This is a genomic window from Myxococcales bacterium (assembly GCA_016706225.1).
Lineage (GTDB): Bacteria > Myxococcota_A > Polyangia > Polyangiales > Polyangiaceae > JADJKB01.
Map to the genome: position 1 here is coordinate 833,109 of JADJKB010000003.1, position 17,039 is coordinate 850,147.

General features: G+C 66.8%; 14 protein-coding genes. 4 read left to right on the forward strand and 10 right to left on the reverse strand.

Annotation, left to right across the window (positions count from 1 at the left end):
• Positions 1 to 31 precede the first annotated feature (31 nt).
• Positions 32 to 1,783 carry a hypothetical protein gene (locus IPI67_05305; GenBank protein ID MBK7579608.1) on the reverse strand — a complete coding sequence of 584 codons (1,752 nt, stop codon included), beginning with the start codon at positions 1,781 to 1,783 and terminating at the stop codon, positions 32 to 34.
• A gap of 183 nt (positions 1,784 to 1,966) precedes the next feature.
• Here IPI67_05305 and IPI67_05310 point away from each other — a divergent pair, with 183 nt between their 5' ends.
• Positions 1,967 to 3,145, forward strand: a complete 1,179-nt coding sequence (locus IPI67_05310; GenBank protein MBK7579609.1) for a glycosyltransferase family 4 protein — start codon at positions 1,967 to 1,969, stop codon at positions 3,143 to 3,145.
• A gap of 3 nt (positions 3,146 to 3,148) precedes the next feature.
• Here the strand turns inward: IPI67_05310 and IPI67_05315 are convergent, their stop codons facing one another.
• The 6 genes from IPI67_05315 to IPI67_05340 form a co-directional block, all read right to left on the reverse strand.
• The gene (locus tag IPI67_05315) at positions 3,149 to 4,165 is read right to left on the reverse strand and encodes an SUMF1/EgtB/PvdO family nonheme iron enzyme (protein MBK7579610.1); all 1,017 of its coding nucleotides are present in this window, start codon (positions 4,163 to 4,165) and stop codon (positions 3,149 to 3,151) included.
• 63 nt (positions 4,166 to 4,228) lie between these two features.
• Entirely contained in the window at positions 4,229 to 5,188 is a 960-nt protein-coding gene (locus IPI67_05320) for an NAD-dependent epimerase/dehydratase family protein (GenBank protein MBK7579611.1), read from the reverse strand.
• A gap of 64 nt (positions 5,189 to 5,252) precedes the next feature.
• A complete protein-coding gene (locus tag IPI67_05325; protein ID MBK7579612.1) occupies positions 5,253 to 5,450 on the reverse strand; it encodes a hypothetical protein in 198 nt (65 codons plus the stop codon).
• A 106-nt stretch (positions 5,451 to 5,556) separates the two neighbouring features.
• Entirely contained in the window at positions 5,557 to 6,087 is a 531-nt protein-coding gene (locus IPI67_05330; GenBank protein MBK7579613.1) for a hypothetical protein, read from the reverse strand.
• The gene (locus IPI67_05335) at positions 6,072 to 7,055 is read right to left on the reverse strand and encodes a hypothetical protein (GenBank protein MBK7579614.1); all 984 of its coding nucleotides are present in this window, start codon (positions 7,053 to 7,055) and stop codon (positions 6,072 to 6,074) included. Before IPI67_05335 ends, IPI67_05330 begins: the two co-directional genes overlap by 16 nt.
• 95 nt (positions 7,056 to 7,150) lie before the next feature.
• Positions 7,151 to 7,879, reverse strand: coding sequence for a 1-acyl-sn-glycerol-3-phosphate acyltransferase (locus IPI67_05340; protein ID MBK7579615.1), 729 nt, complete (start codon positions 7,877 to 7,879; stop codon positions 7,151 to 7,153).
• A 159-nt stretch (positions 7,880 to 8,038) separates the two neighbouring features.
• On the opposite strand from IPI67_05340, the gene IPI67_05345 reads away from it, so the two are divergent.
• The gene (locus IPI67_05345) at positions 8,039 to 9,601 is read left to right on the forward strand and encodes a hypothetical protein (protein MBK7579616.1); all 1,563 of its coding nucleotides are present in this window, start codon (positions 8,039 to 8,041) and stop codon (positions 9,599 to 9,601) included.
• 42 nt (positions 9,602 to 9,643) lie between these two features.
• On the opposite strand, the gene IPI67_05350 is transcribed toward IPI67_05345, so the two are convergent.
• Together IPI67_05350 and IPI67_05355 are read right to left on the reverse strand one after the other, a co-directional pair.
• Positions 9,644 to 10,639 carry a hypothetical protein gene (locus IPI67_05350; protein ID MBK7579617.1) on the reverse strand — a complete coding sequence of 332 codons (996 nt, stop codon included), beginning with the start codon at positions 10,637 to 10,639 and terminating at the stop codon, positions 9,644 to 9,646.
• Between the two features lie 4 nt (positions 10,640 to 10,643).
• Positions 10,644 to 12,296 carry a DNA mismatch repair protein gene (locus tag IPI67_05355; GenBank protein ID MBK7579618.1) on the reverse strand — a complete coding sequence of 551 codons (1,653 nt, stop codon included), beginning with the start codon at positions 12,294 to 12,296 and terminating at the stop codon, positions 10,644 to 10,646.
• A 109-nt stretch (positions 12,297 to 12,405) separates the two neighbouring features.
• Between IPI67_05355 and IPI67_05360 the strand changes: the two genes are divergently transcribed.
• Positions 12,406 to 13,134: a hypothetical protein gene (locus IPI67_05360; GenBank protein ID MBK7579619.1), complete on the forward strand. Its 729-nt coding sequence runs from the start codon at positions 12,406 to 12,408 to the stop codon at positions 13,132 to 13,134.
• Here IPI67_05360 and IPI67_05365 read toward each other — a convergent pair.
• Entirely contained in the window at positions 13,091 to 15,283 is a 2,193-nt protein-coding gene (locus IPI67_05365) for a DUF4185 domain-containing protein (GenBank protein ID MBK7579620.1), read from the reverse strand. The genes IPI67_05360 and IPI67_05365 overlap by 44 nt on opposite strands.
• A 214-nt stretch (positions 15,284 to 15,497) precedes the next feature.
• Here IPI67_05365 and IPI67_05370 point away from each other — a divergent pair, with 214 nt between their 5' ends.
• On the forward strand, positions 15,498 to 17,036 hold the full coding sequence (locus IPI67_05370) for a hypothetical protein (protein MBK7579621.1): 1,539 nt from the start codon (positions 15,498 to 15,500) through the stop codon (positions 17,034 to 17,036).
• Positions 17,037 to 17,039: the final 3 nt, after the last annotated feature.

Genomic DNA, 17,039 nt, shown 5'->3' on the forward strand with positions numbered 1-17,039 from the left:
GTAGCGAGCGTGGGCACCTCGACCCCCGCGCCTACTGGCAGGTCACGCTGTTCGGCACGCACATCTTAGGGATCACGCTGTTCTCGAGACCAGGGATCGCGATGCAGCTGGATTTGTCACCGCAGCCCGCGCTGTCGGTGCACACCGCACCACAACCGCGAGTTCCGTCGGGGAAGCCCAGGCAGAAGTTGCCACCCCCCGCGCAGTCTGCGTCCTTCTCGCAGCTAGCGCACAGATCCGTGGTCTTGACCCAGGGGCTCATCTTCGGACTCGAGTCGACGCCGTGCACGCCGTAGTGGGTGTGTGCGTTTTGCTCCTGCAAGTTCAGCCAAGACAGAAGGTTGAGCCAGCTGACGGGCAAATGGCGCTTCGTCTCTTGCTCTTGCATCAACATGCCGAACATCAGCGTCGTCGTGCCGGGCAATCCCATGTTCGTCCACATGGTCGCAACCGTGGTCACTACGTCGAGGTTCGCGTCGTTCTTCGCCGGGCTGGCGAACATCGCGTCGGCATAGGTCGAGTAGGTCTCACAGCCGTACATGGCGAGCACCTGGTAATGGCTGGGCATGGGCAGCGTGGCCCAGACGCTGTCGTCGAGCTCGGTGCGGGGCTGATAGTCGAGCACGTAGCCGGCACCGGGACCGGCGTGCCCGGCGTAGATGATCAGCTCCTTGGTCGCCAGGCTCTCTTTCATGGACTCGACCAGCTCGCTCTCCTTGCCGCAGGCAACGATCTCGGGAAACACGATCTTGACCCGCACCTCGAGCGACTTGCCGGCAAAGTCCACGGTCTTCGTGAAGGGCGGAGAGTCGATCTTCAGGTCCTGGTAGGTCTGCGCTTCGTGGGCAAAACCCTGCGTCTTCAGCGTGTTGACCAGCTCTTCGGCGGTCCAGCGATCGACGCGCCCACCGAGTTTCTGCTTGGTGCAACCGCTGGGCGCCGGCCGCGAGCACTCGTCGTCCACGGGCTCACAGCTGTTCGCACACTCGTACTTCTGGCAGCTGTCCTGCCCCGAGTCGGTGCAGCAGATCTGCACTTCCTCCTTGTTGTAGTCGCCGCCCACGTGTACGGCGACGTCGAAGACGCCATCCGCGAACAGCTCGTCATAGCGCGGGTAGCCATCGGTCGATGGTGTCTTGGCGGCAATCACGCTGACGGTCTCGGACGTCGGCGCCTGATACGAGCTGACGGTGACGTCGAACGTCTTGCTCTCGGCGAAGATCTTGCTCGCGAGCTTCTGGGAGAGTAACCCCTCGACGTCGAAGTCGAACAGGTAGCTACCATCGACGTCCTGGCGGATCGTCTCCAGGTGTTTCTTGCTCGAGCGGGTGGCGGCCGAGACCTCTTGCTGAGTCTTCCAGTTCTCGAGAATGTGGTGTTTGGTCTGTTCGTCCTTGTCGGCGATCGCCGCGGCAATCTCCGCTGGAAGCTCGTTCGGGATTTCGGAGTTCGCGGCCTTCGCTTTGTCACGCAGGTAGCCGTGAATCGCCGTTGCCACCTGACCGAGGCGCGAGTCGGCCGCTTTCTTCAGCGCAACTTCGGCATCCGCCGGCGCCAGCGTGTCGAGCCCCGCCGGCGTTGCCATGTGTGCGCTGCCCGTGAACTCGTACTCTTGAGCCGCGCTGTTCACGTAACTGTCGGCCTTGCCGCCCGCCATGCCGGGCAGATCCGGCGCGCGACGGCCGTTCGATCCGCTGGGCTCGTGCGTGTCTGCGCTGGAACAGGCAGCGGCGGCCAGGAGGGTCATCAGGGTGCAGGCGACGATGCGGTTCAGGTGAGCCATGGACCCAATGTAGGATATATAACTACACAGGGCTACACATTCCTCTTGCGCCGGATTTCCCGACAATGTGGGGGCTCGTGCCCGGAACCCGGTCCTCCAGCGCGGGTGGTGCTCGGTGCCGATGCGGCTCCGCTCCCGACGCGGTCGAGCCGACCCCTTGGTGCTAGCTTCGGTCGCTCCGAGGTGTCCGACCGCCGACCGCTCGTTCTGATCGACGCGACGCCGCTGCGAGCAGCCAGCGGGTTTCGCGGCATCGGGCGTTACGTGCGCGACCTCTTGCTCGGCTTGGCCGCCACGCATGAGGTCTGGCAGGACGCGCTCCGGATCGAAGCCATCGAGGACATCGGCGTCGGCGGACGCTTCGTCGTCAATCGCGACATGGTGGCGGCCGCGGACGCGGCGTTCGCCGCGCGCGGCACACGCAAGGCCGGCCTGACCTACGCGCGCCGGCTCGTGCTCGGGCGGGGAGCGGCGCGCGCGGGCGCTTCGCTGCTGCACATCACCGAGGCGTTGGGCACTCCGATTGGCTGCTCCGTGCCGAGACTGGTCACCTGCCACGACATGATCGAACAGCGTTACCCCGAGCACTACCTGAAGAACCCGCTGCGCGCCCTCCTGCGAAAGTCACGCGACCGCGTGCGCTACGCGGCGGCGGACCAGATTGTTGCCATCTCGCAGCGCACCGCCGACGACGTCATCGCCATCGCCGGAGTGCAGCCCGAGCGTGTCCACATCGTGCTTCACGGCGTCGATCTCGCTTCCTTCGGCAGCGACGCCGGCAACGACACTCAGACGCTGCAAGCACTCGGCGTCGCGGACGAACTCTACGTCTTCTACGCCGGAGGTGCGGACTGGCGGAAGAACGTCGATGGCATGCTGGCCGCCCTTGCTGCGGCGCGGCGGACCGTCGACATGAAGCTGGTCTGGGCGGGATCACTCGGGCCCAAGTACGTCCAGGTGGTCCGAAGCGCCGCGCGCGCCCACGGTGTCGACGCTCACGTGCGTCTGCTCGGGTTCGTGAGCGAGGAGCAAATGCCGGCGCTGTTTCGCCGCGCCGTCGCCCACCTGTTCCTGTCGCGACTCGAGGGTTTCGGCCTGAGCGTGGTCGAGGCCATGGCCGCCGGCTGTCCGGTGATCGTCGCAAAAAACAGCCAGAGCGACGAGATCGCCGGCGGGGCTGGCCTGATCGTCAGCCCGGACGATCCTGTCGCCGCGGGCCGCGCCATCACGGAGCTCGCGAAGAGCGCCGACGCCCGACGTGAACGCGCGGCTCTCGGGCAAGCCCGCGCCCTCTACTTCGACCGGAACCGGATGGCGAAGGACTACGCGGCGCTGTATGCGCAGCTCACTGCCTCACGCTGAGCGTCAGGACGCGTCTTTCGCACAGCGGAAGCCGGCGACGAGCAGGCGCCACGTGCCCGGGTGGTGCACGCGATTGGAAGAACGCAGCCCCTTCGCGTGGTAGTTGAACGCGCCGCCGCGGAGCACGCGCTCACACTCGACCGGAATGGGATTGCTGCCGGTGTAGCCCTCGAGCTTCTTCTTCCGGAGCTCGTCTTGCGCCGCGGTGATCTCTTCACATGAGCCCGGCACCCCCTGCGCCGCTGTCGCGCGTTTGTAGGCGTAGGGATCGTAGTGGTCGGCGCTCCACTCCCAGACGTTTCCAGCTAGATCGTGGTGTCCGTATGGGCCTTTGTCGTCGGGAAATGAGCCGACTTCGGCGGTCGCGCCGCCCTGGCAGCCCTGAAAGCACCCGTGTTTTTTGGGATCGGGGAAGGCGTTACCCCACGGATACTTGCGGCCGTCGTCCCCTCGCGCCGCGCGCTCCCACTCCGCCTCGGTCGGCAGCCGTTTGTTGCGCCACTCACAGTAGGTCTTGGCGTCGTTCCACGAGACGCCGACCACGGGTTTCTTGGCTCCGCGAAACTCCCGCTCCGACCCGTACTTCATGGCCTTGGCAGCGTCCGCCTTCCAGGGTTGGCAGAGCTTGGCGTTCACACACTCGAGATACTGGCCGTTCGTCACCTCGTAGGTGTCGAGAAAGAACTCCTTCAGCGTCACCGCGTGCGCGGGGTGTTCGTCCTGTTCACCCTCGTCGTCCGAACCCATCTGGAAGGTGCCTGCCGGGACCGGCAGCATGTCGGCTGGAGCCGCTGCCTTCGGCGCCGCCGCGTCCGGCGCGCCGCTCGCGGTCGGTGCTGTCTCGACCGGAGTCGGCAGCGTTTTTTTGGCAACCGGTTTGGGGCGCGGCTTTGCCCGCCGTGGCTGAACCAGCGGCTTGCCCTGTTCCGTCTTCGCCGCAGGCGGATTGGCCTGCGACGCACCGTTGCACGCGGCGAACACGACGAGCCCGATGGCGCTGGCGAGTAAACGAAGCCTCACAGCGTCCTCGCTTAGCGGAGCCGGGCCCGACCTGCCAAGAACTCAGCCGAGCGGGCCCGCAACTCAGCCAGTCTCGGCCAGCCAAGCGTGCGTCGCAGCCAGCCCTTGCTCGAGGCTGGTGGTCGCCCTCCACCCGAGCAGCTTGGCGATTTTGTCGACGTTTCCGGCGCGTGACGAGCCGTGCGTCCAGTCTGCGGGCGCGCTCTCGGGCACCCTCGCCTGGCCCGAGACCCGCACCATCAGCTCGATCAGGTCCTTGACGCTGGTCGCAACGCCGGACCCGACGTTGAACAGCTCGCCCGACAGGGGCGCCTCGAGCGCACACAGCGTCGCCTCCACCGCATCGTCGACGTACACGTAGTCGAGCGCCTGCAGACCATCACCGTAGATGACCGGTGCTCGACCCGCGCGCAGGTGTTCGAAGCTCTTGACGATCACACTCTTGTAACCGGTGCCGGCAAATTGCCGGGGTCCGTAGACGAAGAAGTAGCGCAGCGTGACCGCGTCCATACCGTGCTGCTTGGCAAAGAACGAGAGCAAGTGCTCGCCGGTCAGCTTACTGATCCCGTAGACGGTGCTGGGATTGGGGGTCTCACTCTCGACCATGGGCGGCCCAGCCAAGCGCCCGTAGGCGTAGAGCGACGACGTGAGCAGGACCTTCTTCACTCCGGCACGACCCGCCGCTTGAAACAGGGCGGCGGTGCCTTCGACGTTGGCGCGCAAGACGCGGGTCGGCGCGTCCTTGGATTGGTTGTGCTTCTCCGCAGCCAGGTGAAACAGATAGTCGGCTCCAGCACAGGCTCGCTCGAGCTCGGCTTCGTCACCAAAGCCGAGGTCGTGTTGCACGACCTCTACGTCGACGCCGGCAGGCAGGTTCTCGCGCTTGCCGTAGCGCAGGCTGTCGATCACCACGACGCGTTTTGCTCCCCGGCGGGCGAGGGCGCCCACCAGGTGCGAGCCAATGAAACCACAGCCACCGGTGACGACCACGGTCGAGCCGTCGATTCGCTGAGAAGCAGACATCGCGGGGAAGTTAGGGCGAAATCTCGCCGCTGGGAACTCTCGTTGGGGGTGTGCCCGGACCGTCTCAGGGTGTGAGCACAGCGATCGCGGCGCGAAGCAGGGGTTCGACCCGAGGCTCGATCCCGCGCAGTCGCACGTGCTCGACGGCTTGCCGTGCCTGGGCCCGCTTGAACCCCGAGAGCATCGGCGCCGAGCGCACCTTCTCGAACACGTCGAGTTCGGGCGCGGCCGCGACCGCAGGCGTGCGCTTCCCTTTTCCCATCCCGTCCGGCACGACTGCCAATCAGGGCTAGCCACTCCACGCCATGCCGATCGCCACGCCGGCCGCGGCGAACAACGCAGCGACACCTCGCAGTGCCTCCATTCGGTCAGGGCGGTTTGCTCAGCTCTTCCGAGATGCAGTCGACTTGCGCCCCCGACTTGCGACGTTGGATGCACGCGAGATAACTCCGGGCGCGGCGCTGGCCAATCTCTGAGCCCTCGAGTCGGCGGTACTCCTCGACTATCGCGGCCGCCGCGTCGAGATCCCCGAGTTGCTCGAGGGCGACCGCCATCAGGAACAGCGGCGCGTTGGCACAGGTCGCGGAGTAGGCTTCGCGAAACGCGGAGAGAGCTTGGTCGAACCGTTTGTCGCGGATGGCCTGCGTGCCGCGGTTGCGGGCGGCTTGACCACTCGCCAGCGCGTCTTGGGAGTCGCTCTTCTCGCAGCTCAAACCCAGCTCCGCGCGACGCGAACGCCGCTCCGCAGCTGCCGAGTCGTCGGCGGGCTCCGGGGGCAGTGCGGGCATCTCGACCGTCAGCGTCCGGGGTGGCGGGTCGGCGCTACGAGACGAGCCGCAGGCGGCGACCAGCGCGGCGCAGCCAATTGTCAGCCAGACCTCGCTCACGAGAACGGACACTGGCAGCTTCTCAACCAGGTTACTTCGGCGGGAAGACAGCGCGCCAGTTTGCCCCCAGCCCCTGGACAAGGGAATTTGCAGTCCGCATCGCGCCTGCAGACCAGCTGCTGAGAGAGAGGGTCTTGAAGCAGCGCGATGCAGTCGCTGCCATAACCGCTGACGAAACACCGCTGACCCTTTACGCAGTCCCCGTCGGTGTTGCACCGCACCCGGTGGTAGCCCTCACACGCGGCCGACGCTCGGCATCCCAGCGGGCTGCCGCAGCAGACTTCCCCGTCGGCACACGGGGCTTGGTCGCAGCGCAACTTGGCGACCAGCTTGCGGCAGTAGCCTTCGACGCAGGAGGTGCCCGCGAGCCGGCAGGTCGCGCTCTCGATGCAGCGCTCACCGTATTCGCAGGGCGTCGGCGCAGCGGGTTTCGACGCGACGCACTCACTGATGGTCGCTCCCGAAAACAGGAACTGGTCGCAGCAGATTTCGCCCTTGGCGCAGTCGATGCTCTCGTCGCAGCGCTCGATGCCCGACAGTGAATACCCGTGGGGGAGACTCGCGGCATTGCACGCGTCGAACTGGGTCTTCAAGTACCCGACCTTCCCCTTGGGGGCGTCGTCCGGTGAGCTCGCGAAACACACGCCCTCATTCCCGGCGAGGCAGCAGGTCTCCTTGGCGGCCTGACACGACGCGAGCCCACACCGAAAGCGCTCGGAGCTCGTGCCCAGGGGGGTAACGGCAACCGCCACGTCCACGCTGCCTACGTCCTGACCTGCGTCGACTGCGGCAGCCGGCCCCGAGTCGACTTGCTCCACGTCGGTTACGGGTAGCTGCACGTCGGGCTCGACTCGACCCGTCGCAGGTGGCGGAGCGCTAGGGGCGCAGCGCTCGATGAACAGCAGCGCGGCGAGAGCCAGCACGACACGACTCGCCTGCGGCAGCAGCCCACCGCGACCAGAGCCGGACCGACGTGGCATTCCGCACGGACTCTGCGCGGAAGCACGGCGAAATGGAAGCCGTCGGTGAAGGAGCACGCCCCGGCTCGGGGGTCGAGCCACCAAACGTCGGCGAGTCAGCGCTCCAGCTCTTGCACGAGCTCGTCGCCTCGGGCGAGCAGCCTGGCGACTTCGGTGTGCGCGCGGTCCGTCAGTACGTCGCGGTCGTCGACCGTCAACCCGGCGGTCGAGATGGGCGGTCCAATGACGAACGCCGCTGGGTGCGCGAAGACGTGCAGCGATCCTTTTCTCAAGATCCGGTGGGTGCCCGCGATGGCGGCCGGAACGAGCGGCACCTGAGCCTCGATGGCCATGACCGCCGCCCCCTTCTTGAACGGTCGGAGCACACCGTCTTCGGACCGGGTGCCCTCGGCAAAAAAAGCGACACTCACGCGCTCTTGCACCGACCGCACGGCCTCGTGCAGCTTCGTTCGATCCGTGGCCGAGCCGGTTCGCTCGACGAAGATGTTGCCGGCGCGCGCCAGGGCAAAGCCAAACAGGGGTACCTTACGCAGCTCGGCTTTGGCCACGAAGCGCAGGTGCAGCTTCAAGTATCGAAACATCACCACAGCGTCGAAATGGCTCTGATGATTCATCGCCATGACGAACGTGCGTTGCGGCAGGTGCTCGAGACCCTCACAAACGGTGCGAATACCCGTGGTCGAAAGCACGCTGTTCGACCACGCATTCAACAAGCGATCGGGGGCATGCTCCCCGAACACGGTGGCAACGGCGACCGCCCCGGAGAAAAAACCGGTCAGGCCGATCGTCGCCCCCGCAGCAGCCGCCGTGCGAATCGATTGCATCGCCCGCGCTAGCTTGCACTGGCGCGCTTCCCGGCGAAAGCGCTGACGCTGACCGCCCATCACCATCGCTGATTGCACCGGCGTCCTGCACGATGCGACCGCACGGACGGCGGCGTGGGCAAGGCGGGCGCTCCCTGATAAAAGTCGGGGGGGAGACCCATGAAATCCACATGCCTTGCCTCAGCCCTGCTCGCCGCGGCTTGTTTCGTTCGGCCGGCGCAGGCGGCACCCGTCACCTCCATCACCCAGTACGGCGTCACGTGGACGTTCGACAAACCCACCGAGTCCGGGCAGTTTGCCAGCGGCGACTACTGGGTGGTCGGCCCCGTCGTCATTCAGTCCGTCTCACCCGCGCCGACCGGCACGCGCAACGGCTCGAGCGTCAACCCCATGGGCGGCCGCCAGGGTTACGACGACCGCGGCGGTCAGTACGCTACCGACGACAACGTTGCGTTCCCGTACACGTTGAAGGTCGATGAATCGCTGGTGTCCAGCGCCAGCAAGCCGGACGGGGGCAGCTTCCAGAACGTCGGCTGTCTGCAGTCTCAAGCCGTGCTCACCGCGGTGTCGGCGCCGTTGCCATCGAGCGCGCTGCGCCCGGCCTACGCCGGCAAGTACAAACAGCACCTCGACTCCGCCAAGCTCCAGTGGTCGCTGCTTCCGAAGTTGCCAGCACCGCCGAGCAAACCCAGCGGAGCCGAGCTCTTGAAGATGGCGGAGCGACCGCGCATCGACCACCTGAGCTCGTGGACGATCCAGCACAGCTGTGCGGAGGACAACTGGTACAACGGCGCCGGGGCCCACGCCTGCTACGGGCGCGAGTACTCGACCTTCGTGAGTGAGGCGGCGGCCTATGTGATGCTCGACACTCCCGAGCGGGACGAGCTCACGATCTCGATGGTTCAGCTCGGCATCGACAACTACGGGGTGATCAAGGCGGGTGGCAAGTTCTCGGCCAACGGCGGCCATCACAACGCACGCAAGTGGCCGGTCGTGTTCGCGGCAGCGCTGCTCGACGACTGCGACATGCTCGCGGTTGGCCAAGACTACGATGACTCGTTCTTTGGTGAGGACGGCCACACCTACGTCGGCAAGAACGGCAAACCGCTCTTCGGCTGGGACTGCGGCGGCGGCCACGGCAGTTACTTCGAGAGCGGCTGCAGCGGCGGGGGCGCCAAAGACTGCCGCGATCCCGCGGAACTGGTCGACGCTTGTCCAGACTATCGCAACTGCTGCACGAGCGCGTACTGGGTCGGTCAGGCGCTCTCGACGCTGATGCTGCACGCCAAGGCAGTCTGGAGCCACGACGCTTACTTCGACTACGTCGATCGCTGGATGAAGGGCGACGTCGACGGCGGCGGCAGCACGTCCAGCAAGTTGGTCACGGAGATGTGGACGCTGTACCGCGACAAACTGCCGCCGGGCGCGGAGCTCGACGCGGTCTGCGGCAGCAGCAGCGGCGGCTCGGGTGGAACGGGCGGAGGCGGAGCGGCCGGCGCGAGCAGCGGCGGAACGGGCGCCTCGCCCGCAACAGGTGGAGGCGGAGCGGGCGCGACGGCGGGAAGTGGCGCTGCCGGCAGCGGGAGCGGCGGAAAGAAGGACGGCGGCAGCGACGATGGCGGGTGTGGCTGCCGCCAGCCCGCGTCCCGCGCGTCGGCACACGGCTGGCTCTGGCTCCTCGGCGCCGCGGTCGGTGTGCGACGCTGGCGGAAGGGGCGCTGACGCAGCCGAACGCCGCGCGGTTCGCAAACATCACGCTCGGCGTCAGTCGCCGGCAGCCACCTGCGGTGTACCGGCCACGGCAGCGTGAACGTCGAGTGCCAGCGCGCAACTGTCGATGCCGCTCGCGTACTCCGCTCGTGCTGCAACGGAGATCCAGCTGGGGTCGACGCGCCGACGCAGACTGAGCAGCACCTTCCGGCGCCTCAGATCCACGAGCCCGACGCGGACATCGTGCGGCCGCTCACCGTCCAGCTCGGTGGGGCCCGGTTCGGGATTGGGTTCGTCGACGACGACGAGCAAGAGCGTCGCTCGTGCAGCCGACCTGGCGCGCGCAAGCGGGGCACGGTCGAAGTCCCGACTGAGTCGTTCGAGCCCGTCCCGAGACTGCGCCGACTCCACCTTCTTTTTCCAAGCGGGGCTCAAGTACGGCAGGCCGACCAGGGCATCGGCCAGGCGTTCGACATGGGCGATGGGGAGCATTCCCTCCCCGCGACCGCCGAGCGCAGTGCGCGCCTTGGCCTTCAGATCTTTCTCGGTTCGAGAGCTCGGAGGTGAGCTCAGACACAAGACGAACGCGTCCTTGAATGAGCTGCTGGCGCACTCGTCGACCCGGCCCGCGACGCCGGAGAGCGTGCCGCGCAGGTAGAGCGTGGGTTTGGCCAGAGTGGCCGCAAAGGCCCCCGCGGGGCGCAGCTCTTCCGCGATGGAATCACCCGCGTAGACCCCGGAGAAGACCGGCAGCCAGGGCAGGACTCGGGGGGCCGCGTCGATCTCGTCCGGGCCGAGGTCCGCGGACTCTTTCGCGATCCGCTCGAGCAGCGCCGCGCGCCGGGCCTCGAGCGCTCGACTCGCGCGGTGCAGTGACCAGCCGAGCCACGCCAGCGAGACCACGGTCACGCTCAGCGCGCCGATGCGGAACAGGGAGATCGCACGCGGCACCAGCCTCGCGCCCGGCGCCGCACGCCGACCTGCGACGCTTGCTTGCACCCGGGCCGCGAGCTCGGGTGACATCTTCTTGGTGACGAGCAGGGTCGGCATGACCTCAGCCGCGCTCAGGTGGATGTTTGAGGGCGAAGCGCTGCACGTTGCGTTCGATCAACGACAAGAGTTGCTCACCGGTGACACCGAGGCGCTCCGCGGCGTGCCCCGCGAGCGACGTCGTCGCCACACCGGGAACGAACTGATACGTGGCCCTCCGATCTGCGCCGAGCTCGACCTGCACGAAGGTCAGGTCGGGGATCTTCTTTTCTCGCTCGAGGCGGGCGGCGAAGGTCAGAAAATGCGTGGTGATGAAGGCCTGCGGGGAGAGCTTGCTGAGCATCTCGACCACCAGCTCGAAGATCTCCTCGCCCTCGGACGGGTTCGTCCCCGAACACAGCTCGTCGAGCAGCACCATGGCACCCGGCGGCAGCCGTTCGAACAGCTCACGGATGCGCAACAGCTCCATGCCGAGCCGCCCCTCTGCCTGATCTGCCCGCGTCTCCTGGATCAACGACACGACCAGAGCGGACGTGAGCGAGACCGCGCCTGCGCGCGCTGGGATGAAACAGCCTGCCTGGGCCAGCAACTGCGTGAGCCCGACGGACTGGAGCAGGCGAGTCTTGCCGCCGGAGTTGGGGCCGGTCACGAGCACGGTCGTAGCCAGGCGACTCGACGTGAGCTCACACGGAATCGGCTCGATGCCGCTCATCAAGAGCAGCGGGTTGAACAGGTCGTGGAGCGCGCGCGGGGCGTCGGGCGCCACGAGCTCGGGCAGACACACCGCGAGGCCGGCCGCCCGCGACTGATCGGCAAAGCCGAGGGCACCGAGGTAGAACTCAAGATCTCCGAACAGCTGCAGCAGCGTGACCAGGTCGGACTCGAGTCCCACGAACACCGCGTCGACCAACCGGGTCATCACCTCGCCGTCACTGAAGCGGTACCCGCGCGCAAAGAGCTCCAGCTTGGCCAACCAGCGGCGCCAGGGCGGGCTCACGAAGGGATTCTCGGCATCCTCGGCGATTGACATGACCTCGAAGCCACGAATGCGTCCATCAGCACCGACCCCAACCTTCAGGCTCAGTGTTGCCAGGCGGTCATCGTACCGCAGCAGATCTGCGAGCGAGCGGTAGGCCTCACTCGTCACGATGCGACCTCCAAATACGGACAAGGCACACAGGCCGGAGCGGCTCGTGCCGAACCCACCCGCCATCAGGTCGAACACCTCCTTGACGATCACGAGCATGTCGAGCTGCCGTCGGCTCGGGTCCCAGTTGCGCACGCCGGACGCGTTCTCGAGCAATATCCGCAGGCGCCTCAGCGCTCGATAGAGCTCCTCGAGTCGTGCGCGGAGCTCGGGTGACGCGTCGAGCTCGGCCAGGATGGCCCTGCGATGCTCCACGGTCGCCACGTCGCTCGGGGGATGGGTGAGCAGTCGAACGAGGTGGCTCCCGGCGACCGGCCCCTCTTCGCGGCCAACCCTGATTTTGAAACACCCACCCACGAAGCGGCGCAGAAACAGGTCGTTCTCGAACGCAGTCGGCTCCCAGCTCGAAGGCTCGAGCGTTGCGCTGGCGAGTGTCTCTTCGAACAGGCCCCCGGAGACTCCGCCTGCGAAGGCGAGGCTCAGAGCGAGGCGAGTCTTTTCGAAGTCGATCCGCAGCTGGGGTGACGGGTACAAAAGGTCCGGGAACGTCGCGGGTTCGATCTCGGGCATCTCGCCCGCGACAGTACGGCGTGGAGAAAGTTCCCGCCAGACGTCAGTTTTCTCGGAAGCCAAGCCTGCTCTGCGCAACACCGAAGGAGTGTCGCGTAAGCTACGACAAATGAAGGCGCCTCTCCTTGGCTTGATGCTCTTCGCCCTGCTGCTGTTCGTGCCGCGCACGGCACCTGCCACCTCCTGCGACGTGCCCCAGCTCGGGTCGTCGCTCGAACGCGCCATGCTGGTGTTCACGGGGCGTGCGACCGTGCGCGAAGACACCGGAAATCAGACGCTGGTCGACATGGCCGTGGAGCGTGTGTTCAAGGGTTCGGTGCCGCGCAAGCTTCGGGTCAGTGGCGGTGGCCTGAAGGGCGCGATGTTCACGACGGGCAAACGCTACCTGGTGTTCGCGCGCATCCTGGACGCTGGTGAGGTCGTCGCGCACCTGTGCGGCGGAACCCAGCAACTGCCCAGCGACTGGGTGAAACGGCTGGGTGCCGGCAGCGCGCCCACGTCGGGCGGTGCGCCCGTAGCTGCGATCAACGACGCGGGCGCGGCGGACGCGACGCCAGTCGAGCCGGTCGAACCCGCGCCGGCGGCGCCCGAAGCCGTCGCCGTCGCTCCGACGAGCAACACACCCGAGGCCGACGGGCCGCGTCCCGCTCCTGGTCCACCTGGTGTGACGCCGCCACCCAGCGGAGGCTGTGGCAGTTGCGGAGTGACCTCCGCGAAGGGCACAGCCGCCGGCTTGCCCTGGTTGATCCTGCTCACCGCGCTGGGGCGGCGACGCCGGGGGCGACCGTTCTTCTCTACTCGACCGCGACCGCGCTCTTCGACAGCACCGACCGCATGACGACGACTCGGTACGGGTTCCACGTGCTCATCAACCAGTAGAAAGTCACCTCGTCACTGCCGTCTTGGATGAAGCGCGGCACGATGGCGCTGCCGTACTCGGCGCCAAAGTCGTCGGGGCGCGAGAGGTCCTGTTGCACCAGGGCCGAGGGATCACACGACGCGCCCGGAAAGCTCGGCTCGATGCGTTCGGAGAGCAGCTCGGCTTGTTTCGCGGTCAGAAACATCAGCTCGCAGTAACCCGCGACGTTCGACCAATACGGGTTGTACAAGGTCACCGCGTTGGACCAGGGCCCCCAAGGATGGCGCGCGCTCCGGAGGTACACCCCGGCGTAAGGGTCGAGCGCGCGTTCTTCGGTCACGGTCGGGTGAAAATCTCGGGTCCAGACCGGCAGTCGCCCGCCGTAGATCATGATGAAGCGGCCGAAGCTCGGGAGCCAGATCACCGACGTCTGGTTCACCGTCAGGCGATCCTCCGGGTAGACGGGGACAGCCTCGCTCTCGAGCGAGCTGAAGCGCGGAACATCACACACCGACGGCTCGTCGTCACAGCCGGAGAAGAAGCGGGGCGCGCTCAGCTTTTTTGCGCCCGGTGCTCCCTCGAAGGCGTGTTTCCAGAAGAACAACTCGACGCGACCGTGGGGCGTGCCGAGATCACTCGGGTGGCCGACGATGCCGCTGCGTCCCCAGGCGTAGACCTGGGTTGCGTCCGGAACGTGAAACGCGATGGGCGGGACCAGGTCAGCGCCCTGCCGGTACACGTCGAGCGCACCGGATGTCTCGAGCTCGGACGGCAACAGAGAACGGAGTGACACGTCAGGTGAGCTCAGCGCCAGCGTGGCCGGCGCGCTACGCTTGAAGCACGGAGTGCTGCCGTCGGCGGCGCTGCAGTCGCCGTAGAGGCACACTCCCTTGGCCCCACACTGGTCTCCGTTGGGGCAAGGTTTGCTCGCGTCGCACGAGACGCCGACGCTCGAGTCAGTGCTGGTGGGGGCCAGCACGAACATGCGCCCGTCGATGCTGAAGCCGGGACCTGGAACGCGCGAGGAGCCCAGCCGCGCCCCGGTCGTAGCGCCCGTCGCGGTGTCCACCGTCAAACGACCGTCCATCGTCACCGGAGCGATGAGCTTGCTCTCTGGAAGCTGGTGCACGGGGTCCAAGCTGGGCCCGCCGTGTACGAAAGCGAGGTCGATGCAGCGCTCGGGGCCGGTCGGCGGATCACTCTCCGCCTGATCAGAGAACGCCATCGAGTCGTCGTTCGAGGGTTGCTGCCCAAACGGGGAGCCGCCCGGGTAGACGGCACCATTTTGATCCTTGGGGTACGACTCGAGCGGCACTGGTTGGGTGTCACCGAACAAAAAGACCAACCGACGTTTGCCGCTGCCGTCCGTGTGCTCGAGCGGTGAGCCGAGATCCGCCGCAGCGACCACTGGGTTGTCGGCATTGCCAGGATTTCCACCCGCCGGCACGTTGGCCGCATAGCGATCGTTTGCGTCGAACGCGAAGGGCAAGCGCACCGGCGGTTTGTCGTCCGTGCCGCTGAAGTTCCAGGATGAGATGGGAGGCAGCGCCAGAAAGCCGCCGATCAAGTTGCAGACGTAGTCCGTCTGCGTGAAGTGCGGTGCACAGCGAGCAGCGTCGCTGCCGGCGAAGGCACAGCTGGTCACGGGCACACAGCCCGACGCTGGCGCGCAGTAACGGAGCTGTCTGCCCCGCGGCGGCGCGAGCTCGCCCAAGGTTTCTCCACTCTTGCTCGACACACGCAGCGTGACGAGCGCCTCGAAGGTGTCGTCAGCGAGCCGACGACCGCTCGTGTCCGAACCGTCCCAGTCGACGCTGAGCTCCACACTCCCGGCGCCGGTCAGAGCGCGCTCGTCGCTCAGCCTGCGCACCGGAATGCCACCGCCTTGTACGAGCTCGAACACCGCGCTCACGCTGCAGTCCGAGGCACACGCCGCTGGCACGCCGGAGACCCGCGCCGTCACATTGAGCACGACGCCGCCCGCTCGGGAGTCGAACGGCGCTGGAGCCTCGAGCTTCTCCAGCGCCAAGGTCAGCGGGCGGCCGCTCTTTGCATCGGTCGGGTCAGTGCAGCCCAGCGCGCAGAAGAGCGCCCCCCACGCGACGACGATGGCCTTCGACGGGAGCACCAAAGCGCAGTCTAGCCCGAACGCTCGGGTGGCAGACGCGCGGCCACCCCGGCTCGATGCCCGCGAACCGCTGCGCACGCGGGAGAACCCGCTAGGAAACACCCACTCTAGACACTAGGCTCGCCCGCGGAAAATGGCCGTAGGCTGGCGCCGCTCCGCTCGACTCAGGCTCGGGAGACTCTGGGCGAGCCTCCGCGCGCGGCCACTGAACGCGATGGCCGCGTTCGTCGCCATCGGGGCTTGCATCTACGTCGTGGTCTACCCGTTCAGCGTCGTGCGTTATCCGCCCATGACGGATCTTCCGTTCCACGCCAGCGACATCAGCATCTACCGGCACTACTGGGACCCCGCGTTCGGCTTCCAGCAACAGTTCACGCTGCACCCGTTCGAGGTGCCGTACATGTCGATGTACGCCATCGGCGCGCTGTTCGCGCTGGTGCTGCCCATGAACGTGGCGGTCAAAGCCTCCGCCATCGTCATGCTCGGACTCTTGCCGGCCGGTCTCTCGGTCCTGTTCAGCGGGATGAAGAAGAGCCCGCTCTGGGGCGTGCTCGGGCTCGGAGCCGTGTGGATGCACCTCACCCACTGGGGCTTCCTCAACTTCGTCGGCGCCATCGGGCTGTTTGCAATGTGCGTCGGCTTCGCCCTCTTGATCGTCGACCGCCCCACCCGCGGCCGGCAGCTAGGCCTCGCACTCGGGTTGATCGCCATCTTTTTCACCCACCTGTTTCGCTTGCCGTTCGCGCTGCTCGCGGTGTTCGGCACGGCAATTTGTGTCTGGCCCGCCACCCGCCGGCTGTGGCCCGCGGTGTGGCCCACGATTCCCAGCATCCTGCTCTACGCCGTCTGGCACTTCATGCCGAAACAGGCGCACATCGACGTCGCCGCGAACTTGAAGTGGTCACCCGAACGCATGGGCGAGATCCCGAGTTATCTGGTCGACGGCTTCGGAGGCACCGCGGGGGCGCTCGAGCGCGGGTACTTCAACGACTTCGTCGCCGCGGCGCTGGTGCTGGGCCTCTCTTCCAGCTTCTGGTTCGTCTTCCAGGGCCGGCTGCGCGGCCGTTCGTTCCGGGAGTGGTGGTGGGGTATTTCCGTCACCGTGCTGCCGGCGCTGTTCGCGCTCGGGTTTCTGTTTGCCTACCTGGTGCTGCCGATGCGCATCGGGCTCTGGTGGTACGTCTACCCGCGCGAGGTCACTCCCGCGCTGTTCATCTTGTTCGCGGCGGTTCCGGACATGCCGAAGGCGGGCTGGTACCGCCTGCCGCTGGTGGTCGCACTCGCGGTGTTCAGCGGCCGCACGGGCTACCATGTCGCACAGCAGTATTACGCGTTCGAGCAGAACACGCGCGATTTTCAGGAGATCGTCCGAGAGATCCCCAAGGCACCCCGGCTCGCGTACCTGGTGTTCAACCACGATGGCTCGACCCGCGCGGTGACGCCTTTCATCCACCTGCCCGCCTGGGTGCAAGCCGAGAAGGGCGGCGCGCTTTCGTTCCACTTCATTGGCTGGAACCACAATCCCATCGCCTACCGGGACGGCAGTCCGAACGTTCCTCCAAAAGTGCCGGAGCGCTGGGAGTGGCAACCCAACTGGTTCGACGTGCGCAAGAACGGCGCCTGGTTCGACTGGTTCCTGGTCCGACGTTACGGCAATCCGGCCGGGATCTTCAGCGCCGATCCGAGCATCCACCTGGTCGGACAGCGGGGTTCGTGGTGGCTCTTCCGCAGGGTGGAACGCCCCGCCGGCTGAGGT